Origin of the sequence: Microbacterium sp. 16-032, assembly GCF_041079455.1 — a bacterium.
Classification (GTDB): domain Bacteria; phylum Actinomycetota; class Actinomycetes; order Actinomycetales; family Microbacteriaceae; genus Microbacterium; species Microbacterium testaceum_A.
Genome location: NZ_JBFYGQ010000002.1, coordinates 341,506 through 362,607, shown reverse-complemented (window position 1 = coordinate 362,607; position 21,102 = coordinate 341,506). Strand labels below are relative to the sequence as shown.

The following is a 21,102-nucleotide window of genomic DNA, read 5'->3' as shown; positions in this document are numbered from 1 at the left end:
ATGGCACACCTCTGGGGCGGAGTCCTCCGCGAATACGCCGACCGTCTGGGTGTCACCGACGCCTCCACCGTCGTCACCCTGGGCGAGGGCGGCACGCCGCTGCTGCCCGCACCCGCGCTGTCGCGTCGCACCGGCGCCGACGTCTGGGTGAAATACGAGGGCATGAACCCGACGGGCTCCTTCAAGGATCGCGGCATGACCGTGGCCCTCTCGCGCGCCGTCGAGCACGGCGCGAAGGCCGTCATCTGCGCCTCGACCGGCAACACCTCGGCCTCGGCCGCGGCGTACGCCGCCCACGCGGGCATCACCGCCGCGGTCCTCGTACCCGAGGGCAAGATCGCGATGGGCAAGCTCAGCCAGGCCGTGGCGCACAACGGCCGACTCATCCAGATCCGCGGCAACTTCGACGACTGCCTTGAGATCGCGCGCGAGCTCGCCGACCACTACCCGGTGCACCTGGTCAACTCGGTGAACCCCGACCGCATCGAGGGGCAGAAGACCGCCGCCTACGAGGTCGTCGAGGTCCTGGGGGACGCCCCCGACTTCCACTTCATCCCCGTCGGCAACGCCGGCAACTACACCGCGTACTCGCGCGGCTACCGCGAAGAGGCCGCCCGCGGCGTCGCCACGCGCGTGCCTCGCATGTTCGGCTTCCAGGCCGCCGGTTCCGCCCCCCTCGTGCGCGGTGAGGTCGTCAAGCAGCCCGAAACCATCGCGAGCGCGATCCGCATCGGCAACCCCGCGTCGTGGGAGCTGGCTCTCGAGGCTCGTGACGCCACCGACGGCTACTTCGGCGCGATCGACGACGCCGGCATCCTCGAGGCGCAGAAGATCCTCGCCGGCGAAGTGGGCATCTTCGTCGAGCCCGCCTCGGCCATCAGCGTCGCGGGTCTGCTCGAGCGCGCCGAGGCGGGCGTCGTGCCCGCCGGCGCGAAGGTCGTCCTCACCGTCACCGGCCACGGTCTCAAGGACCCCCAGTGGGCCCTGCGTCGTGCCGACGGCACCGACGTGTCGCCCACGGTCGTCGACGCCGCCACCTCGGAGGTCGCCTCCGTGCTCGATCTGCAGCCGGTGACCGCGTGAACTCAGGCCCCGGTCGTCGGGTCGCCGTCCGCGTTCCCGCCACCAGCGCGAACCTCGGGCCCGGCTTCGATACCCTCGGCCTCGCGCTGAGCGTCTACGACGAGCTCGTCGTCGAGCAGCTCGGCGGCGACCGGCTCGAGATCCAGGTCGAGGGGGAGGGGACGGCGGACGTCCCCCGCGACGCCTCGCACCTCGTGGTGCGCGCGATGGCGCACACGTACGCCTCGGTCGGTCGTTCCCTGCCGGGGCTGCGACTGACGGCGCACAACGTGATCCCCCACGGGCGCGGCATGGGGTCGTCCGGGGCCGCCGTGGTCGCTGGCATCCTGGCCGCGAAAGGGCTGCTCGAGGGAGAGGTCGCCTTCAGCGACGTCGATCTGCTGCGGTTGGCCACCGAGATGGAGGGCCACCCCGACAACGTCGCGCCCGGCCTGTTCGGCGGACTCACCATCGCGTGGATGGATGCCGCCGGCCCCCAGCACAAGCAGCTCATCGTCCACCGCGGCGTCTCTCCGCTGGTCTTCGTCCCGAGCTTCACCATGTCGACCGCGGTGGCGCGGAGCCTGCAGCCCCTGCAGGTGCCGCGCGAGGATGCGGTGTTCAACGTCTCGCGTTCGGCCCTGCTGATCGCGGCGATGACGCAGAGCCCCGAGCTGTTGATGGCGGCGACCGAAGACAAGCTGCACCAGAACTATCGCGCGCAGGCCATGCCCGAGACCGATCGGCTCGTGCGGGCCCTCCGCGCGGAGGGATACGCGGCGGTCGTGTCGGGAGCCGGGCCCAGCGTGCTGGTGCTGGCCGACGGGCCGGGGCAGCGACTCGAGGCGGCGGATCTTATGGCATCCGTGGTCGACACCCCGTGGCAGGCGCTCATGCTCGCCGTCGACGTCAAGGGTGGTACAGTGAAAAACGCAGAGGGTTCCGCGTAACTTCGCGAATCTGAGCCTCTGCACCACCTGCGAAATCCGCAACACATCGCGAACCCGGTATCGGCTGCAGTCTCCCGAACCGCTGGTGTCCTTCGTCTGCGTTCTGCACGGCGAAGCGCGATCTGATCACGTTTCATTTTCTGAGGAGCACTCGTGGAGTCCATCTCCGAGACCCAGCCCGTCGACGCGCCCGAGGGCGCCGAGACCCCCGCCGACGAGCAGCCCACGGCTGCGGCGGAGGGCACCGACACCGAACAGACCCCCGAGGGCGCCGACGCCTCCGCGGCCGAGGAGCCCGCTGAGGTGGCCGCCGCCGCGCAGCCCGAGGCGCTGTTCACCGACGACGCCCTCGCCGCGGAAGCCCCGGCCGAAGCGGTCGCGGACGCGCCCGCCGCCGACGCACCCGCTGCCGAGGCTTCCGCTCCGGAGGCGCCTGCCGCCGACGCTGCCGCGGAGCCCGCCGCCGAAGAGGCGGCCCCGGTCGAGAAGCCCGCACGCGCCCCGCGCAAGCGTGCCCCGCGCCGTGCCAAGAGCGCGACCGCCGAAGAGACGGCCGCCGCCGAAGCCGCCGCCGCCGAAGAGAAGGCCGCCGCCGCCGAGGCGCCCGCCGCCGAGGCCGCGACCGACGAGTCCGCGACGACCCCCGTCACGACGGCCGCCGACGTGGCCGCCGACGCCGAGACCGAGACCCCCGCGGTCGCCGCTGACGCGCCCGCCGCCGACACCGCGCCCGCCGAGGGCGACGCCGAGCAGGCCGACGAGGCCCCGGCCCGCGGCCGTGGCCGCAGCCGCCCGCGCAACCGCAACCGCAACAAGACCGACGCCGACAAGGCCGAGGCTCCGGCCCAGCCCGCCGCCGACGAGGCCGAGGCCCCGCAGCAGCAGGGCGGCCAGCGCGACAACGCGTCGCAGGGCGGCCAGCGCGACAACGCCCAGCGCGACAACGCCCAGAACGGACAGCAGGCCCAGCAGCAGCAGGGCGGGGCGGCGAACAGCCGCAACCGTCAGCGCAACAAGCGCCGCGGCCAGAGCACCACGGGTGACGAGTTCGAGACCGAGATCGGCGAGGACGACGTGCTCGTCCCCATCGCCGGTGTCCTCGACGTGCTCGACAACTACGCCTTCGTCCGCACCACCGGCTACCTGCCCGGTCCCAGCGACGTCTACGTCTCGCTCGGTCAGGTCAAGAAGTACAACCTCCGCAAGGGCGACGCCGTCGTCGGCGCCATCAAGCAGCCCCGCGAGGGCGAGCAGCAGGGCCGCCAGAAGTACAACGCCCTCGTGCAGGTGGACTCGATCAACGGTCTGTCGGTCGACGACGCCGCCACGCGCGTCGAGTTCAACAACCTCACGCCCCTGTACCCCCAGGAGCGCCTGCGCCTCGAGACCGGTCCCGAGAAGCTCACGCAGCGCATCATCGACCTGGTCGCCCCGGTCGGCAAGGGTCAGCGCGGCCTGATCGTCGCGCCCCCCAAGGCCGGCAAGACGATCGTGCTGCAGCAGATCGCCAACGCGATCGCGACGAACAACCCCGAGGTCCACCTCATGGTCGTGCTCGTCGACGAGCGCCCCGAAGAGGTCACCGACATGCAGCGCACCGTGCGCGGCGAGGTCATCGCCTCGACCTTCGACCGTCCGGCCGAAGACCACACCACCGTCGCCGAGCTGGCCATCGAGCGCGCGAAGCGTCTCGTCGAGCTCGGTCGCGACGTCGTCGTGCTGCTCGACTCGATCACGCGCCTCGGCCGCGCGTACAACCTCGCCGCCCCCACCTCGGGCCGCGTGCTCTCGGGCGGTGTCGACGCCTCGGCGCTGTACCCGCCGAAGCGCTTCTTCGGCGCCGCGCGCAACATCGAGAACGGCGGATCGCTCACGATCCTCGCGACGGCCCTCGTCGAGACCGGCTCCAAGATGGACGACGTGATCTTCGAGGAGTTCAAGGGCACCGGCAACAGCGAGCTGCGCCTGAACCGTCAGCTCGCCGACAAGCGCATCTTCCCGGCCGTCGACGTCAACGCGTCGAGCACCCGCCGCGAAGAGATGCTCCTGTCGAACGACGAGGTCAAGATCACCTGGAAGCTGCGTCGTGCGCTGGCCGGCCTCGAGCCCCAGCAGGCCCTCGAGGTCGTGCTCGGAAAGCTCAAGGAGACCCAGTCGAACGTCGAGTTCCTGGTGCAGATGCAGAAGTCGATCCCGGCGCCCGCGCGCGGCGGTGACGACAACAGCATCCGCTGAGCCGTGTCCGACTCCGGCATCTTCGAGTCCGTCCGCGGGCTGCTCGACGAGCACCGGGAGGTCGAGCTCGAGCTGAACGACCCCGCGGTCCACGCTGACGCCGCGCGCGCCAAACGGGTGAACCGGCGCTACGCCGAGCTCAGTCGCATCGTGCACGCCTACGAGGCCTGGCGCGCGGCATCCGACGATCTGGATGCCGCGCGCGAACTCGCCCGCGAGGACTCCGCGTTCGCCGAGGAGGTCCCGGCTCTCGAGGATCGCGTGGCCGAGACGCAGGAGCGCCTGCGGCGTCTGCTCATCCCGCGCGACCCCGACGACGCCCGTGACGTGATCATGGAGATCAAGGGCGGCGAGGGCGGCGCCGAGAGCGCCCTCTTCGCGGCCGATCTGCTGCGCATGTACCTGCAGTACGCGGCATCCATGGGCTGGAAGACCGAGCTGCTCGAACGCACCGAGTCCGACCTCGGCGGCTACAAGGACGTCCAGGTCGCGATCAAGGGCTCCTCGAGCGACCCCGCGCAGGGCGTGTGGGCGCATCTGAAGTACGAGGGCGGAGTGCACCGCGTGCAGCGCGTGCCCGCCACCGAGTCGCAGGGGCGCATCCACACCTCCACGACCGGCGTCCTCGTCTTCCCCGAGGTCGACGAGCCCGAAGAGGTCGCGATCGACACGAACGACCTGAAGATCGACGTCTTCCGCTCGTCGGGCCCCGGTGGTCAGTCCGTCAACACGACCGACTCCGCGGTGCGCATCACGCACGTTCCCACCGGGATCGTCGTCTCGATGCAGAACGAGAAGTCGCAGCTGCAGAACCGCGAGGCCGGCATGCGCGTGCTGCGCGCCCGCCTGCTCGCCAAGCAGCAGGAGGAGCGCGACGCCGTCGCCGCCGATGCGCGCAAGTCGCAGATCCGCGGCATGGACCGCTCCGAGCGCATCCGCACCTACAACTTCCCCGAGAACCGTATCGCCGATCACCGCACCGGGTACAAGGCGTACAACCTCGACCAGGTGATGGACGGCGCCCTCGGCCCGATCATCGAGTCGGCGATCACCGCCGACGAAGAAGCGCGCCTCGCGGCCCTCGCCGACTCCTAAGCTCGGGTGGTGCTCACCGCCGCCCAGATCGTGTCGTTCGACGACACCCCGCCCCCGCCCGGACTCTCACCGTGGGTCGGCCCCGCCGAGCAGGTGCGACAGATCGAGGTCGTGGATCCGGATGCCGCCTGGCCCGGTGTCTTCGAGATGCTCCGCTCCCGGATCGACGGCGCCCTGGGCGACCGTGTGCTCGCGATCGAGCACGTCGGCTCGACGTCGGTGCCGGGGTTGGCCGCCAAACCCGTCATCGACATCGACCTGACGGTCGCCGACACCGACGATGAGGACGCCTATGTGCCGGCCCTCGAGGCGCTCGGGTTCGTGCTGCGCGTGCGCGAGCCGTGGTGGCTCGGGCACCGCTGCCTGGTCTCGGCCGAGCCGGCCGCCAACCTGCACGTGTGGCCGCCCGACAGTCCCGAGGCCGCGCGGCACCGCCTCTTCCGCGACTGGCTGCGCGCCGACGAGGCGGATCGACAGCGGTACGCCGCGGTCAAGCGCGAGGTCGCGGCCGACGGCCTGATGAGCGAGTACAACGCTTGCAAAGAAGGCGTGATCCGAGAGATTTACGCGCGCGCTTTCGCCGCGGCGGGCCTGTTGCCCTGACGGCCGCCCTTCCGAGACCACAACGCAGGATCCACGGCCGTGACCCGTGCGCAGGGCGGCGTCGGCCCTTCGGCGCGGGCGGATCTCCTGTGCTGTGGACCGAAGGGCGTCAGGCGTCCCAGGCGGGCGGGTGGGGGAGCGGGCCCCGGCGCGCCTCGAGCTGAGCGGCGAGTGACAGCAGCGTGGCCTCGCCCCCGGGGCGGCCGACGAGCTGCACCGAGACGGGGTGGCCCTCGGCATCCGTCGTCACCGGGATCGTGACCGCGGGCAGGCCCGCGACGTTGACGAAGCTCGAATACGGCGCGTACTCGACCTGCATCGCGAACGTGCGCTCCGGGCTGTGGCCCGCGTACGAGCCGATCGGCTGCGCGGGCTGCGCGAGAGCGGGGGTGAGCACCGCATCGAAGGCCGAGAAGTCAGCGATGGTGCGGCGCTCGAAGGCCCGGGCGGCCGCGAGTCCGCCGAGCAGCTCGAGCGCCGACAGGCGACGCCCCTCCTGCACGAGCCACGCGGTGAGCGGCTCGACGAGCTCGGCATCGGCGTCGCTCAGCGGGATGCGCGCGGCACTCGCCCGCCAGAGCACGTGGAACAGCTCGGCATAACCGGATGGATGCCAGTCGGCATCCGTCACCGCGTGTCCGGCGTCGTCGAGCCAGGCGGCGGCGGTGTCGAAGGCGGCGCGAGCGTCGGCGTCGAGGACGATGTCCTCGTCGTCGTCCCACGGCGAGACGGTGGTGATCCCGAGGCGCAGTCGACCGGGGTCGCGGCGAGCAGCGTCGAGGAAGGGTCCGGTGCCGGGGGCGGCCGTCGCGTACGAGAAGGGGGCGAGACCGACGAGGGCGTCGAGAAGCAGCCCCGCGTCTTCGACCGAGCGCGCGATCGGTCCCGTCACCGACAACCCGTCGGGGGAGTCGAAGCCCGAGCCGATCGGCAGACGCCCGCGTGAGGGTTTGAGACCGACGACACCCACGGTCGCCGAGGGGATGCGGATCGAGCCGCCCCCGTCCGAACCGACGGCCGCGGGGAGGAGCCCGGCAGCGACCGCCACCGCCGCGCCACCGCTCGAGCCCCCCGCGCCGGCCGCAGGCCGCCACGGGTCTCGCGCCGGGTCGTGGATCAGCGGTTCGGTGAAGCCGGTGAGACCGAACTCCGAGGTGCTGGTCTTGCCGACGTTGATCGCTCCGGCGGCGTCGAGGGCCGTTGCGAGGGGATCGGATGCCGCGGGCACGTGGTTCACCCGTGAGCGTGAGCCGTAGCGCGTGGGCACTCCGGCGCGGGCGACGAGGTCCTTGTCGGCCAGGGCGACGCCCCACAGAGACCCGTCGGCCGGTCGGGGGAGGTCGGCCGCACGTCGGAGCGCGGCATCCCGGGTCACCTCGGAGAAGGCGCCGAGACCGCGGTGGTGGTCGATGCGGTCGAGGTAGTGGCGCGTCAGCTCGGCGGGCGAGTACTCGCCGCTGCGGAGCCCGTCGATCTGGGCCACGAAGGAGAGATCGTGCAGTCGGGGCATTGTCCGAGCCTACGGCGGGCCGGCCGAACGGAAACAGCCGCCGCGGCGGTCAGATCCAGTACTCCGGGGTGGTCAGCAGCGCGCGGGTGTCCTCGCCGTTGCGGCGCGTGCGCGCCTTGGCCGGGACGCCCACGAGCACGCTGTCGGCCGGTGCATCGCGGGTGACCACGGCGTTCGCCCCCACGACCGACCGCGCACCGAGCGTGATCGGCCCGAGGATCTTGGCCCCCGCGCCCACGGCCACCCCGTCGTGCAGGGTCGGGTGGCGTTTGCCGCCCTCGCGCTGACGACCGCCCAGGGTGACGCCGTGGTACAGCATCACGTCGTCGCCGACCTCGGCCGTCTCGCCGACCACGACACCCATGCCGTGGTCGATGAAGAAGCGTCGACCGATCGTGGCGCCGGGGTGGATCTCGACCCCGGTGAGCCACCGGGTCACCTGCGACAGGGCCCGCGCTGGAAAACGCAGGCCCCGTCGCCAGAGCCGGTTCGCGATGCGGTACGACCACACAGCGTGAAGCCCGGGGTACAGCAGGGCGATCTCGAGGCCGCCGCGCGCCGCGGGATCGCGGAGCTTGGCGGAGGAGATGTCTTCGCGGACGCGGGAGAGGACCCCCACGTCAGTCTTCGCGCAGGTGCTCGTAGAGCGCCGTCGAGAGATACCGCTCGCCGTACGAGGGGATGATGACGACGATGTTCTTGCCCGCCGCCTCGGGGCGACGCGCGACCTCGAGGGCGGCCCAGATGGCCGCCCCCGACGACATTCCCACGAGGATGCCGTCCTTCGCCGCGGTCTCGCGGGCGAGGCGGATGGCGTCGTCGAACTCGACGTCGATCACCTCGTCGATGATGTCGCGATCGAGGATCGCGGGCACGAAGTTGGGGCCGATGCCCTGGATCTTGTGCGGGCCGGGGTGGCCCTTGGTGAGCACGGGGGAGTCGGCGGGCTCGACCGCCACGACCTTGACCCCGGGCACGCGCTCCTTCAGCACCTGGCCCACACCCGTGATGGTGCCGCCCGTGCCGATGCCGGCCACGAAGTAGTCGACCTTGCCCTCGGTGTCGCGCAGGATCTCTTCGGCCGTCGTCTTGCGGTGGATAGCGGGGTTCGCCTCGTTCTCGAACTGGCGGGCCCACACCGCACCGGGGGTCTCGGCGACGATGCGCTTGGCCTCGTCGACGGCGTGCGACATGCCCTTGGTCGGGTCGGTGAGAACGAGCTCGGCGCCGAACGCCTTGAGCAGGATGCGGCGCTCCTTCGACATCGAGGCGGGCATCGTGAGGATGACCTTGTACCCGCGCGCGGCGCCGACCATCGCGAGGGCGATGCCGGTGTTGCCGCTGGTCGACTCGACGATCGTGCCGCCGGGCTTCAGTTCGCCGGATGCCTCGGCCGCGTCGATGATCGCGATGCCGAGGCGGTCCTTGACGCTCGAGGCGGGGTTGTAGAACTCGAGCTTGGCGAGGATCTGGCCGCCGACGCCCTCCGCGACGCGGTTCAGCCGCACCAGCGGCGTGTCGCCGAATGCAGAGGTGATGTCGGAGTGGATGCCGGGCATGGCTCGCCTTTCGCCGTCGGTCGGGACGCGTTCATTTTAGGCGAGCCCTCCGACACCACCGGCTGTGTGACGCTGCGCGACTAGGCTGGGCTCCTGTCATGTCAGGAACCGTCCCGCCTCCCGCCCCCACGGCCGTTTCGGTCGCCGACACCGTGCGCGCGGCCGCTCACCGACTGAACGCGGCGGGTGTTCCCGACCCCCAGGTCGACGCCGAACTGCTGGTGGCCCACGTCCTCGAATCGTCCCGCGGGGGCGTCCAGGCCGCCGCGATCCGCGGAGACCGGATGCCGGAACCCGCCGCCCGCGCCCTCGCGCCGCTCGTGGATCGCCGCGCCGCCCGCGAGCCGCTGCAGCACCTCACGGGTCTCGCCCCGTTCCGATCGATGGAGCTCGCGGTCGGACCGGGGGTCTTCGTGCCCCGTCCTGAGACCGAGATGATGGCTCAGCTCGCCATCGATGCCCTGCGTTCGGCCGCGTCGGAGGCTCCGATCGCCGTCGACCTCGGCACGGGCAGCGGAGCGATCGCGCTGGCGCTGGCGACCGAGGTGCCCCACGCCCGCGTCTTCGCCGCGGAGAACTCGGTCGACGCGTTCGTCTGGACGAAGCACAACGTCGCCCGGATCGGCGCGGACAACGTCACGCTCGCGTTCGTCGACCTCGCCGACGCCTTTCCCGAGCTCGACGGAACCGTGTCCGTCGTGGCATCCAATCCTCCCTATGTTCCCGACGACGCGATACCCCGCGATCCCGAGGTGCGCCTCTACGACCCACCCGCGGCGCTCTACGGAGGACCGGACGGGCTGGATGCTGTGCGCCACCTCAGTCGCGTGGGCCTGCGGCTGGGCCATCCCGGCGCGACGATCGTCATCGAGCACGGGGAGTGGCAGGGCGCGGCCATCCGCGAGATCCTCATCGCCGACGGCTGGCGATCGGCGGCGACCCACCCGGACCTCACGACCCGGGATCGCGCCACGACCGCCGTGCGCCCCTGACGACGCGGGCGGTGGCGCGCGACTAGACTGGCGCGCGTTATGTCACCCGTCTACGACTGCCGTGACGAGTCGCAGCTGCTGTCCGGAATGCGCCACGCGCGTCAAGCGATCGGCCGAGGCGAACTCGTCGTGCTCCCCACTGACACCGTCTACGGAATCGCCGCGGACGCGTTCAACGCGCGCGCCGTCGCCGGCCTGCTCGAGGCGAAGGGCCGGGGCCGCCGGCAGCCGCCCCCCGTGCTCGTGCCGGGGGTGGGGACGCTGCGGGCCCTCGTGGCCGAGATCCCGCCCGCCGTCGACGACCTCGTCCGCGAGTTCTGGCCGGGCGGCCTCACCATCGTGCTGCCCGCGCAGCCCTCGCTCTCGTGGGACCTCGGAGACACCCACGGCACGGTGGCCGTGCGCATGCCCGCCCAGAAGATGACGCTGGAACTCCTCGAAGAGACCGGTCCGCTGGCCGTGTCGAGCGCGAACCTCACCGGTCGCGCCGCCGCCGTCGACATCGACTCCGCGCGCGACATGCTCGGCGACAGCGTCGCGGTCTACCTCGACGCCGGCGTCAGCGAGACAGGCATCGCCTCCACCATCATCGACGCGACCACGCTCGTCGGGGGAGCGGAGCCGCAGATCCGGGTGCTGCGCGAGGGCGCGATCTCGCGTGACCGGCTGCGCGCCGTCGTGGGCGACCTGCTCGAGCCCGACCCCGTGGACGAGGTCGTCGACCCGCTCGCCGCCCCCGCCGCCACGACCCCGGATGCCGAGGCGCCGGGTCCGTGACCCAATACCTCCTCACCATCCTGTTCACGGCGGCGGTCACGCTCGCGCTGTCGTGGGTGGTGTGGAAGCTCGCGCTGCGGTTCAAGCTGTACTCCGGCATCCGCGACCGCGACGTGCACAAGACGCCGACGCCGCGCCTCGGCGGAGTCGCGATGTTCCTCGGCGTCGTGGCGGCCTTCGCCCTGTCGAGCCGCAACCCCTACTTCGCGATCTTCTGGATCGACCCCGTGCCGGTGCTGTCCCTGCTGGGGGCGGTCCTGCTCATCGTGCTCGTCGGCGTCGCCGACGACCTGTGGGACCTCGACTGGATGATCAAGCTCGGGGCGCAGTTCGTCGCCGCGGGCATCATCGCCTGGTTCGGTCAACTGCAGATCCTCTCGCTGCCGATCGGCGCCCTCACGGTCGGTTCCAGCTGGGTGAGCTTCCTGCTGACCGTGTTCGCCCTGGTCGTCGTGATGAACGCGGTGAACTTCATCGACGGACTCAACGGTCTCGTCGCGGGCGTCTGCCTGATCGCGAACGGCGTCTTCTTCGCGTACTCCTACCTGCTCGTGCGCGACACCGGAGCGAGCACGTACTTCAACCTCGCGTCGTTCATCGCGGCCGTCCTCGTAGGAGCGTGCCTCGGCTTCCTCCCGATGAACTGGACGCCGGCGAAGCTCTTCATGGGAGACGCGGGGGCCCTGATGCTCGGGCTGCTCATGGCCAGTTCGGCCGTCGCCATCACCGGTCAGCTCGACCCGGCAGTGCTCGATCCCGAGAAGATCGGCCGGTCGCAGCTGCTCGGTGCGTTCATCCCGATCCTGCTGCCCGTGGTCATCGTCCTGCTGCCCCTGCTCGATTTCGGTCTCGCGGTCGCCCGCCGGCAGTGGGCGGGCAGGTCGCCGTTCTCGCCGGATCGCAAGCACCTGCACCACCGCATGCTCGACATGGGGCACACCGACCGTGACGCAGTCCTCATCTTCTACAGCTGGACGGCCGTGGTGAGCCTCGCGTTCCTGCTGATGTACATCGGCACCCAGCAGAGCTGGCCCGGCGACTACGCCTTCGGCATCGTCTTCGGTGTCATCGGCGTCATCGCGTGCGTCGTTCTCACCCTCCTGCCCTCCCAGCACCGACTGCGGCTGTCCCGCCGCCCCCGACCCACCCGACCGGAGTCCCCCTCATGAGCAGTGCTTCCCCCGCCCCTCGTCGTTCCCTCTCCAGTACCCCGGTGCTGCGCACCGCCCTGGTCTGGGGCGGCATCGTGACGGCGGTGCTCCTCGTGCTCGGGGCAGTCATCGGATTCCTCGTCGGGGGAGGGGGCGGCCTCGGCAGCGCTCTGTCCGGCGTCGCGGTCAGCGCGATCTTCCTCGCCGTCACGGCCATCAGCATCCTGGTGGCGAACCGGTGGTTCGGCGATCCGCTCTACGTCCCGATCTTCTTCGGCATCGTGCTGGGCGGCTGGCTGCTCAAGCTCATCCTGTTCATCGTGGCGATCGTCGTGCTGCGCGGACAGGGCTGGGTCGACCCCGTGGTGTTCTACGTCGCGCTCGTCGTCAGCGTCATCGCCTCGCTCGCGGTCGACGTGGTCGTCCTCCTGCGCATGCGCATCCCCAGCGTCAGCGACGTGACCCTGCCCACTGACCCCGAGGCGGGCGACCGTCGCTCCTGAGCGGCCGTATCCCATGGTGCGGTCGGCGGCGGCACATTAGTCCGGCGCCGAGACGATCGCACCGGGCGGACTCATGGATCCGCCGGGAGTTTGATAGGGTGGACGAGTACCCACCCGCGATTGGAATTCTTCTCCAAGCTCGCACTTCGGGTAACAATCACCGACCATCGTCGCAACGGTTCACACCGATGCCCCGAAGCTGGAGCCAGCGCTGACTACTCAAGCTGCGACCCTGATCACGAACTTCGCGTCTGCGGGTGCGGAATTCCACCCGCCCTCCATCTCGGAGTTCTTCCCCGACGCGGTGCTGTTCGAGGGCACGATGTTCGCGATCACGCGCATCAACCTCATCCAGATGCTCGCGACGGTGGTTCTGGTCACGCTCCTCGTCGTCGGCACGCGTCGCATGACGGTGGTCCCCGGTCGCTTCCAGAGCGTCGTCGAGATGGGCCTGGACTTCGTCCGCGTGAACATTGCCGAGGACATCCTGGGTCGCAAGGACGGCAAGCGCTTCCTGCCGATCCTCACCACCATCTTCTTCATGGTGCTGTTCATGAACATCACGGGTGTCATCCCGTTCCTGAACATTGCCGGCACCAGCGTCATCGCGGTTCCGATGCTCCTCGCGATCGTGGCCTACGTCACCTTCATCTACGCGGGCATCAAGAAGAGCCCCGGCGGCTTCTTCCGCAACTCGCTGATGCCTCCCGGGCTGCCCTGGTTCCTCTACATCCTGATCATCCCGCTCGAGTTCCTCTCGACCTTCATCATCCGCCCCGTCACCCTGACGCTGCGACTGCTGATGAACATGGTCGTCGGCCACCTCATGCTGGTGCTGTTCTTCGCCGCGACGCAGTTCTTCGTGGTGGACCTCAGCGGATGGTGGACCGCGCTCGGCGCCGGCTCCCTCGCCTTCGGCTTCGCCTTTACCCTGTTCGAAATCTTCGTCGCCTTCCTCCAGGCGTACGTCTTCGCGATCCTCACCGCGGTCTACATCCAGCTCGCGGTCGCAGAAGAGCACTGAGCGGCCCGGCGCACGCCGAGCCACCCAACGAAAGGAAAAAACCCGTGGACGCAACTACGGTTCTCGCCCAGGTCACCGGTAACGTCGCCACGATCGGCTACGGTCTCGCCGCCATCGGTCCCGCCATCGGCGTGGGCATCGTCGTCGGCAAGACGATCGAGGGCGTCGCTCGTCAGCCCGAGCTCGCGGGCCGCCTGCAGGTCCTGATGTTCATCGGTATCGCCTTCACCGAGGCGCTCGCCTTCATCGGTATCGCAACCGGCTTCATCTTCACTTGATCCCGGCCGCTCTCGATTCACTGTAAGGAGACAGGATGCTGAACGCTCTTGTCACTCTCGCCGCGGAGCCCGCGGGGGAAGCGCACAACCCGCTGCTTCCCGCGGTCTACGACATCATCTGGTCGGCCGTGTGCTTCGTCGTCATCATCTTCGTGGTGTGGCGCGTCGCTCTGCCGCGCATGGCGAAGCTGCTCGACGAGCGCAGTGCTGCCATCGAGGGCAACATCGCCAAGGCCGACGAGGCTCAGCGACAGGCCGAGGCCGCCCTCGAGGAGTACACCGCCCAGCTCGCCGAGGCGCGCAAGGAAGCCGGTGAGATCCGCGAGAACGCCACTCAGGACGGTCGCAAGATCGTCGCGGAGGCCAAGGAGACCGCGTCGGCCGAGGCCGCTCGCATCACCGCGTCCGCGCACGCTCAGATCGAGGCCGAGCGTCAGACGGCCCTCGTGCAGCTGCGTTCCGAGGTCGGTACCCTCGCGGTCGACCTCGCGGGCAACGTCATCGGTGAGACCCTGGCGGACGACGCGCGTGCCAACGCCGTGGTCGACCGCTTCCTCGCCGAGCTCGAGGCTTCCGAGAAGGCGGCCAAGTAATGGGCAGCGCGACCACTCAGGCGCGGACCGCGACCGCGGAGGCCCTGGCCTCCACCTCGGGCGTCGATCTCGACGTCGCGCGCGAACTGTTCGCGGCCGTCGGTGCCGTGAGCGGCTCGGCGCAGCTGAGCGGCGCGCTGTCCGACTCGTCGGTGCCGCCCGCCGCTCGTGCGGGTCTGGTGTCCGGCGTCTTCGGAGCCTCGTACCGGCCCGCGACCGTGGCGCTGCTGACCAGCGCCGCGCAGCAGCGCTGGTCGAACTCCGCGGAGTTCGTCGAAGGACTCGAAGAGCTCGCTGTGCTCGCGACCTCGGTCGCCGAGGACGCGGACATCGAGGCCGAGCTCTTCTCGTTCTCGCGCACCGTCGCCTCCAACGGCGAACTCGAGCTCGCGCTGGGCGGCCGCCTCGGCGGCGCGTCGGCCAAGGGGGCTCTCGTCTCGAAGCTCCTCGACGGCCGGGCGAGCGCGGGGACCGCACTTATCGTGTCGTCGCTGGTCAAGCACGCCCGCGGTCGTCGCGTCCGTGCTCTCCTACGTCGCGCTGAGCGCATCGTCGCCGAGCAGCGCGCGCGCATCGTCGCGACGGTGTTCGCGGCGACGCCGTTGAACGCCGACCAGCAGTCCCGCCTCCAGAACGCTCTCAGCGCACGTTACGGTTCGGCCGTCACGCTGAATACCGTGATCGACCCGACCGTGGTCGGTGGGCTGCGCGTGCAGGTCGCCGACGACGTGATCGACGCGAGCGTGTCCGCACGCCTCGCGGACCTCCGCCAGCGCATCGCCGGCTGAAGACTTTCCGCCCGAGTGGGCGTGGATCTGGGGGCCGAGTGCCCCACGAACGAAGGAAGACAATGGCAGATCTCTCTATCAGCCCCGACGTCATTCGTGACGCGCTGAAGGACTTCGTCAACGCCTACGAGCCCACCGGCGCTGCGGCGACCGAGGTCGGCGCCGTCGTCGACGCGGCCGACGGTATCGCTCACGTCGAGGGCCTTCCCGGCGTCATGGCCAACGAGCTCATCCGCTTCGCGGACGGCACGCTCGGCCTCGCCCAGAACCTCGACGAGAACGAGGTCGGTGTCGTCGTGCTCGGCGAGTTCTCCGGCATCGAAGAAGGCCAGAGCGTCACCCGCACCGGTGAGGTCCTCTCGGTCGGCGTCGGCGACGGGTACCTGGGTCGCGTCGTCGACCCGCTCGGAAACCCCATCGACGGTCTCGGCGAGATCGCGACCGAGGGCCGCCGCGCCCTGGAGCTCCAGGCGCCCGGCGTCATGCAGCGCAAGAGCGTGCACGAGCCCCTCCAGACCGGCATCAAGGCCATCGACGCCATGATCCCCGTCGGCCGCGGCCAGCGTCAGCTCATCATCGGCGACCGCCAGACCGGTAAGACGGCCATCGCGATCGACACGATCATCAACCAGAAGTCGAACTGGGAGTCCGGCGACGTCGACAAGCAGGTGCGTTGCATCTACGTCGCGATCGGCCAGAAGGGCTCGACCATCGCTTCGGTGAAGGGCGCGCTCGAAGAGGCCGGCGCGATGGAGTACACCACCATCGTCGCGGCCCCCGCCTCCGACCCCGCCGGCTTCAAGTACCTCGCCCCCTACACCGGCTCGGCCATCGGCCAGCACTGGATGTACGGCGGCAAGCACGTCCTCATCATCTTCGACGACCTGTCGAAGCAGGCCGAGGCCTACCGTGCCGTTTCGCTGCTCCTGCGCCGCCCGCCGGGCCGCGAGGCGTACCCCGGCGACGTCTTCTACCTGCACTCGCGTCTGCTCGAGCGTTGCGCGAAGCTGTCCGACGAGCTCGGCGCGGGTTCGATGACGGGTCTTCCCATCATCGAGACCAAGGCGAACGACGTCTCGGCATACATCCCGACCAACGTGATCTCGATCACCGACGGCCAGATATTCCTGCAGTCCGACCTGTTCAACGCCAACCAGCGTCCCGCGGTCGACGTGGGTATCTCGGTGTCGCGCGTCGGCGGTGACGCTCAGGTCAAGTCGATCAAGAAGGTCTCCGGAACCCTGAAGCTCGAGCTGGCGCAGTACCGCTCGCTCGAGGCCTTCGCGATGTTCGCGAGCGACCTCGACGCGGCCTCGCGTCGTCAGCTGGCACGCGGTGCGCGTCTGACCGAGCTGCTCAAGCAGCCGCAGTACTCGCCGTACCCCGTCGAGGAGCAGGTCGTCTCGATCTGGGCCGGCACGAACGGCAAGCTGGACACCGTCGAGGTCTCGGACGTGCTCCGCTTCGAGCGCGAGCTGCTCGACTACCTCCGCCGCAACTCGACCGTGCTCGACACGCTGCGCGAGACCAACGCGCTGGGTGACGACACCCTCGCCGAGCTCGAGAAGCAGATCGACGCCTTCACCAAGGAGTTCCAGCCCGGCAAGGACCAGGGCGTCGTCGGCGCCGAGAAGGTCGACGCCGCCGAGGCGGAAGACGTGAACCAGGAGCGGATCGTCAAAGGCCGTCGCTGAGGAGCGAGGACACGGACGTAAATCATGGGCGCACAGCTACGGGTCTACAAGCAGAAGATCTCTTCTGCTCAGACGACCAAGAAGATCACCAAGGCGATGGAGCTCATCGCGGCCTCACGCATTCAGAAGGCGATGGCGCGTGTGCGCGCGGCATCCCCTTTCGCGCGGGCCGTCACGAGCGCCGTCTCCGCGGTGGCCACTCACTCCTCCGTCGATCACCCGTTGACCACCGAGCGTGAGAACATCCGTCGCTCGGCCCTGGTCGTCTTCACCTCCGACCGCGGCCTGGCCGGCGCGTTCAACTCGCAGATCCTCCGTGAGGCGCTCGAGCTGGCCGAGCTGCTCCGTTCGCAGGGCAAAGAGGTCGTGTTCTACCTCGTCGGGCGCAAAGCCGTCGGGTACTTCCAGTTCCGTCGCATGGCGAGCGTCGCACAGTGGGTCGGCGACACCGACACCCCGCAGTTCTCGACGGCGGAAGAGATCTCGGATGCCGTCCTGAAGGCTTACCGCGCCGGTGGCGAGAACGATGGCGTCGACGAGATCCACCTCGTGTACAACCGCTTTGTCAGCATGATGACGCAGTCGCCCGAGTCGGTCCGTCTTCTTCCCCTCGAGGTCCTCGAGGCGGACGAGGCTCCGGCCCAGGCCGAGGTGTACCCGCTCTACGAGTTCGAGCCGGATGCAGAGACCGTGCTCGATGCGCTCCTGCCGGTCTACGTCCAGAGCCGCATCTTCAACGCCCTCCTCCAGTCGTCGGCCGCCAAGCACGCCGCGACGCAGAAGGCCATGAAGTCGGCCAGCGACAACGCCGACAAGCTCATCACCGACTACACCCGCCTGCGCAACAACGCGCGTCAGGCGGAGATCACGCAGCAGATCGCCGAGATCGTCGGCGGCGCCGATGCCCTGGCATCCGGCAAGTAAGTTCCCAAGGAGAGAAGAAGCCATGAGCCTCACCGCCGAGAAGACCGACGCGGCCGTCGTCGGACGCGTCGCGCGCGTCACCGGCCCGGTCGTCGACATCGAGTTCCCGCATGACGCGATCCCCGAGATCTACAACGCGCTGAAGACCACGATCACCATCGGTGACCAGTCGACCGAGATCACTCTCGAGGTGGCCCAGCACCTCGGTGACGACCTCGTCCGCGCCATCTCGCTCAAGCCCACCGACGGCATGGTCCGCGGTCAGGAAGTGCGCGACACCCGCGGCCCCATCTCGGTGCCCGTCGGTGACGTGACCAAGGGCAAGGTCTTCGATGTGACCGGCGAGGTGCTCAACGGCGCCCCCGGCGAGACCATCGAGGTCACCGAGCGTTGGGGCATCCACCGCAAGGCGCCCAGCTTCGACCAGCTCGAGTCGAAGACCGAGATGTTCGAGACCGGCATCAAGTCGATCGACCTCCTGACCCCCTACGTGCAGGGTGGAAAGATCGGTCTGTTCGGTGGCGCCGGTGTCGGCAAGACCGTCCTCATCCAGGAGATGATCCAGCGCGTCGCGCAGGACCACGGTGGTGTGTCGGTGTTCGCCGGTGTCGGTGAGCGCACCCGTGAGGGCAACGACCTCATCGCCGAGATGGAAGAGGCGGGTGTCTTCGACAAGACCGCCCTCGTGTTCGGCCAGATGGACGAGCCGCCGGGAACGCGTCTGCGCGTCGCCCTCTCGGCCCTGACGATGGCGGAGTACTTCCGCGACGTGCAGAAGCAGGACGTGCTGTTGTTCATCGACAACATCTTCCGCTTCACGCAGGCCGGTTCCGAGGTCTCGACGCTGCTCGGCCGCATGCCCTCCGCCGTGGGATACCAGCCGAACCTCGCCGACGAGATGGGTGTGCTCCAGGAGCGCATCACGTCGACGCGCGGTCACTCGATCACCTCCCTGCAGGCGATCTACGTCCCCGCCGACGACTACACCGATCCGGCTCCCGCGACCACGTTCGCGCACCTCGACGCCACCACCGAGCTCTCGCGTGAGATCGCGTCGAAGGGTCTGTACCCGGCCATCGACCCGCTGACCTCGACGAGCCGCATCCTCGACCCGCGCTACATCGGTGCCGACCACTACCGCGTCGCCACCAACGTGAAGCAGATCCTCCAGAAGAACAAGGAACTGCAGGAGATCATCGCCATCCTCGGTGTCGACGAGCTCTCCGAGGAAGACAAGATCGTCGTGTCGCGTGCGCGCCGCATCCAGCAGTTCCTCTCGCAGAACACCTACATGGCCAAGAAGTTCACCGGTGTCGAGGGCTCCACGGTCCCGATCAAGGAGACCATCGAGTCGTTCGACGCGATCGTCAAGGGTGACTTCGACCACGTCGCCGAGCAGGCGTTCTTCAACGTCGGTGGCATCTCCGACGTCGAGGCCAAGTGGGCGCAGATTCAGAAGGAGAACGGCTGACATGTCGTTGCGCGTGAGCCTGGTGTCGGCAGACGCCGAGGTGTGGACGGGGGAGGCGACGCTCGTCGTCGCCAAGACCGTCGAGGGTGAGATCGGCTTCATGCAGGGGCATGAGCCGGTGCTCGCGATCCTCGCCCAGGGCGAGGTGCGAATCACCCGCACCGACGGCACGAAGATCCTGGCCAACGCCGAGGACGGCTTCCTGTCGATGGCCGACGACGAACTCACCATCGTCGCCGGAAACGCCGCTCTCGTCTCCTGACGCCGCTTCATCGCTGACGCGCGTCGCCCGGTTCTCCGGGCGGCGCGCGTCGCTGTTTTCCCGAAGGGTCCCATGCTCGTCCTGCTCCCTCCGTCCGAGACCAAGCGCCCCGGCGGCGACGGTCCGATGCTCGATCTGCCGTCCCTTGCGCTCCCTTCTCTCCGGGACGCGCGCGAAACGGTCGTCGCCGCGCTGGTCGCGCTGTCCTCCGACGAGGACGAGGCCGCGCGCGTGCTGAAGATCAGTGCGAAGCGTCGGCACGAGATCGCCGACAACGCCGCGGTGCGCACGGCGCCCACCATGCCGGCGATCGATCGCTACACCGGGGTCTTGTTCGATGCCCTGGATGCCGCGTCCCTCGATGCGGCATCCCGTTCATGGCTCGGCGAGCACGTCCTCATCCAGTCGGCGCCGTTCGGGCCGGTCGGTGCCCTCGACGGCATCCCGCCGTATCGCCTGGCAGCGGGGACGTCGCTGCCCGGCGTCCCGGCTCTCCGGCGGATCTGGGCGGATGCCGTTCGACAGGCGTGGGCGCAGCGCCGACCCGACTTCGTCCTCGACCTGCGCTCGGAGGCGTACGCGGCTCTCGGGCCGTTGCCCGAGGGTGTCCCCTCCGCCTACGTGCGGGTCATGAGCGAGGACTCGGGTGGTCGGACTCGCGCACTCAACCACTTCAACAAGCATGCGAAGGGTGAGCTGGTGCGATCCCTCGCGTGCCGGGGCGTCCGCATCGCCTCGCTCGACGAGTTCGTGAGCTGGGCGTCCGACGCGGGGTGGGTGGTCCGCCCGGGGGAGGCCGGCGAGGTGGCGCTCATTGTATGACATGGGCGTGCCCCTGTCAGGAAAGTCTCAGCTTCGCTAGCATGTGAGGCGCGGGGGGTGCGTGGATGCTTCCCGCGCACTCGCTTGGAAAGGAACTCGCATGAGTGACTCCTACTATTACGACGACGGGGGCAGCGCCGCTGCTCTCGCCATCTTGCTCGTCCTGATCCCGATCTTCCTCATCCTCGCCCTCGCGGCGTACGTGATCTCGTCGTTCCTCTACATGAAGATCTTCGAGAAGGCCGGTGTGCAGGGCAAGTGGCGCGCCTGGGTTCCGGTCTACAACGGACTGATCGCGGCCAAGCTCGGTGACGTGTCGCCGTGGGTCGTGCTGATCGCCATCGTCGCCTCGAGCGTCCTGTCGAACATCCCCGTCATCGGACCGGTGTTCAGCCTGGTCATCCTCGCCGTCGCGGTGATGTACTCGTACCGTATCGGCCTCAAGCTCGGTAAGGACTGGCCGCTGCTTCTTCTCTGGCTGATCCCGGGCGTCGGTGCGCTCATCTGGCTCGCGATCATTGCATTCAGCAACAACCGCTGGAACCCCGCGATCCCGCCCGCGCCGTGGGCGAACTCCTTCCTGGCCGACAAGACGGTCTGGAACGGCATCCCCGTTCAGCCCAGCCAGCCGGTCGCCGGCAACGGCGGAGGATACGCCGGTCCCGGATACGGTGCACCGCCGGCGCAGCCGTACAGCCCGCCGCAGACTCCGCCCGCAGCGGGAACGACGCCGCCCCCGCCCGCTCCGGGAACGACGCCGCCGCCCCCGGCTCCGCCGGCCGGCCCCCAGGTCTGACCTCCGCGAAGGG

The 21,102-nt window shown here is 69.5% G+C and carries 22 protein-coding genes; 19 read left to right on the top strand and 3 right to left on the bottom strand.

Going from position 1 to position 21,102, the window contains the following annotated elements:
- The 5 genes from thrC to AB6V31_RS05340 all read left to right on the top strand — a co-directional run bounded on the left by thrC (nucleotide 1) and on the right by AB6V31_RS05340 (nucleotide 5,945).
- Nucleotides 1–1,083 carry a threonine synthase gene (gene thrC, locus AB6V31_RS05360; RefSeq protein WP_074694184.1) on the top strand — a complete coding sequence of 361 codons (1,083 nt, stop codon included), beginning with the start codon at nucleotides 1–3 and terminating at the stop codon, nucleotides 1,081–1,083.
- Nucleotides 1,080–2,012 carry a homoserine kinase gene (gene thrB / locus AB6V31_RS05355; RefSeq protein WP_369364506.1) on the top strand — a complete coding sequence of 311 codons (933 nt, stop codon included), beginning with the start codon at nucleotides 1,080–1,082 and terminating at the stop codon, nucleotides 2,010–2,012. The genes thrC and thrB overlap by 4 nt, the downstream gene beginning before the upstream one ends.
- Nucleotides 2,013–2,165: 153 nt before the next feature.
- Nucleotides 2,166–4,247, top strand: coding sequence for a transcription termination factor Rho (rho, locus tag AB6V31_RS05350; RefSeq protein ID WP_369364504.1), 2,082 nt, complete (start codon nucleotides 2,166–2,168; stop codon nucleotides 4,245–4,247).
- 18 nt (nucleotides 4,248–4,265) lie between these two features.
- Nucleotides 4,266–5,342, top strand: a complete 1,077-nt coding sequence (gene prfA, locus AB6V31_RS05345; protein WP_074694406.1) for a peptide chain release factor 1 — start codon at nucleotides 4,266–4,268, stop codon at nucleotides 5,340–5,342.
- Between the two features lie 9 nt (nucleotides 5,343–5,351).
- The gene (locus tag AB6V31_RS05340) at nucleotides 5,352–5,945 is read left to right on the top strand and encodes a GrpB family protein (RefSeq protein WP_369364502.1); all 594 of its coding nucleotides are present in this window, start codon (nucleotides 5,352–5,354) and stop codon (nucleotides 5,943–5,945) included.
- Nucleotides 5,946–6,054: 109 nt separating this feature from the next.
- On the opposite strand, the gene AB6V31_RS05335 is transcribed toward AB6V31_RS05340, so the two are convergent.
- The 3 genes from AB6V31_RS05335 to cysK are packed head-to-tail and all read right to left on the bottom strand — an operon-like array spanning nucleotide 6,055 to nucleotide 9,014.
- Nucleotides 6,055–7,455 carry an amidase gene (locus tag AB6V31_RS05335; RefSeq protein ID WP_369364501.1) on the bottom strand — a complete coding sequence of 467 codons (1,401 nt, stop codon included), beginning with the start codon at nucleotides 7,453–7,455 and terminating at the stop codon, nucleotides 6,055–6,057.
- 49 nt (nucleotides 7,456–7,504) lie between these two features.
- Nucleotides 7,505–8,074: a serine O-acetyltransferase EpsC gene (gene epsC, locus AB6V31_RS05330; protein ID WP_268103583.1), complete on the bottom strand. Its 570-nt coding sequence runs from the start codon at nucleotides 8,072–8,074 to the stop codon at nucleotides 7,505–7,507.
- Between the two features lies 1 nt (nucleotide 8,075).
- Nucleotides 8,076–9,014, bottom strand: a complete 939-nt coding sequence (cysK, locus tag AB6V31_RS05325) for a cysteine synthase A (RefSeq protein ID WP_056227115.1) — start codon at nucleotides 9,012–9,014, stop codon at nucleotides 8,076–8,078.
- Between the two features lie 98 nt (nucleotides 9,015–9,112).
- Between cysK and prmC the strand changes: the two genes are divergently transcribed.
- From prmC to AB6V31_RS05255, 14 genes are all read left to right on the top strand, one after another.
- Entirely contained in the window at nucleotides 9,113–10,006 is an 894-nt protein-coding gene (prmC, locus tag AB6V31_RS05320) for a peptide chain release factor N(5)-glutamine methyltransferase (protein ID WP_369364499.1), read from the top strand.
- 39 nt (nucleotides 10,007–10,045) lie between these two features.
- The gene (locus AB6V31_RS05315; protein ID WP_369364498.1) at nucleotides 10,046–10,783 is read left to right on the top strand and encodes an L-threonylcarbamoyladenylate synthase; all 738 of its coding nucleotides are present in this window, start codon (nucleotides 10,046–10,048) and stop codon (nucleotides 10,781–10,783) included.
- Nucleotides 10,780–11,952 (top strand): MraY family glycosyltransferase, encoded by a 1,173-nt coding sequence (locus tag AB6V31_RS05310; RefSeq protein WP_369364497.1) that lies wholly within the window; start codon nucleotides 10,780–10,782, stop codon nucleotides 11,950–11,952. Before AB6V31_RS05315 ends, AB6V31_RS05310 begins: the two co-directional genes overlap by 4 nt.
- Nucleotides 11,949–12,437, top strand: a complete 489-nt coding sequence (locus AB6V31_RS05305) for a hypothetical protein (RefSeq protein WP_369364496.1) — start codon at nucleotides 11,949–11,951, stop codon at nucleotides 12,435–12,437. The genes AB6V31_RS05310 and AB6V31_RS05305 overlap by 4 nt, the downstream gene beginning before the upstream one ends.
- A 322-nt stretch (nucleotides 12,438–12,759) precedes the next feature.
- On the top strand, nucleotides 12,760–13,461 hold the full coding sequence (gene atpB / locus AB6V31_RS05300) for a F0F1 ATP synthase subunit A (RefSeq protein WP_081349663.1): 702 nt from the start codon (nucleotides 12,760–12,762) through the stop codon (nucleotides 13,459–13,461).
- Nucleotides 13,462–13,505: 44 nt separating this feature from the next.
- On the top strand, nucleotides 13,506–13,739 hold the full coding sequence (atpE, locus tag AB6V31_RS05295) for a F0F1 ATP synthase subunit C (RefSeq protein WP_043360904.1): 234 nt from the start codon (nucleotides 13,506–13,508) through the stop codon (nucleotides 13,737–13,739).
- A 35-nt stretch (nucleotides 13,740–13,774) separates the two neighbouring features.
- Nucleotides 13,775–14,332: a F0F1 ATP synthase subunit B gene (locus AB6V31_RS05290; protein ID WP_369364494.1), complete on the top strand. Its 558-nt coding sequence runs from the start codon at nucleotides 13,775–13,777 to the stop codon at nucleotides 14,330–14,332.
- Nucleotides 14,332–15,120 carry a F0F1 ATP synthase subunit delta gene (locus AB6V31_RS05285; RefSeq protein ID WP_369364493.1) on the top strand — a complete coding sequence of 263 codons (789 nt, stop codon included), beginning with the start codon at nucleotides 14,332–14,334 and terminating at the stop codon, nucleotides 15,118–15,120. Before AB6V31_RS05290 ends, AB6V31_RS05285 begins: the two co-directional genes overlap by 1 nt.
- Before the next feature lie 62 nt (nucleotides 15,121–15,182).
- A complete protein-coding gene (gene atpA, locus AB6V31_RS05280) occupies nucleotides 15,183–16,814 on the top strand; it encodes a F0F1 ATP synthase subunit alpha (RefSeq protein ID WP_056227128.1) in 1,632 nt (543 codons plus the stop codon).
- 24 nt (nucleotides 16,815–16,838) lie between these two features.
- Nucleotides 16,839–17,738, top strand: coding sequence for a F0F1 ATP synthase subunit gamma (locus tag AB6V31_RS05275; RefSeq protein ID WP_056227129.1), 900 nt, complete (start codon nucleotides 16,839–16,841; stop codon nucleotides 17,736–17,738).
- 22 nt (nucleotides 17,739–17,760) lie between these two features.
- Nucleotides 17,761–19,209, top strand: a complete 1,449-nt coding sequence (gene atpD / locus AB6V31_RS05270) for a F0F1 ATP synthase subunit beta (RefSeq protein ID WP_369364490.1) — start codon at nucleotides 17,761–17,763, stop codon at nucleotides 19,207–19,209.
- A 1-nt stretch (nucleotide 19,210) separates the two neighbouring features.
- Nucleotides 19,211–19,471, top strand: coding sequence for a F0F1 ATP synthase subunit epsilon (locus tag AB6V31_RS05265; RefSeq protein WP_056227136.1), 261 nt, complete (start codon nucleotides 19,211–19,213; stop codon nucleotides 19,469–19,471).
- Nucleotides 19,472–19,543: 72 nt separating this feature from the next.
- Nucleotides 19,544–20,293, top strand: coding sequence for a YaaA family protein (locus tag AB6V31_RS05260; protein ID WP_369364488.1), 750 nt, complete (start codon nucleotides 19,544–19,546; stop codon nucleotides 20,291–20,293).
- A gap of 100 nt (nucleotides 20,294–20,393) precedes the next feature.
- Nucleotides 20,394–21,089, top strand: coding sequence for a hypothetical protein (locus tag AB6V31_RS05255; RefSeq protein WP_056227142.1), 696 nt, complete (start codon nucleotides 20,394–20,396; stop codon nucleotides 21,087–21,089).
- Nucleotides 21,090–21,102: the final 13 nt, after the last annotated feature.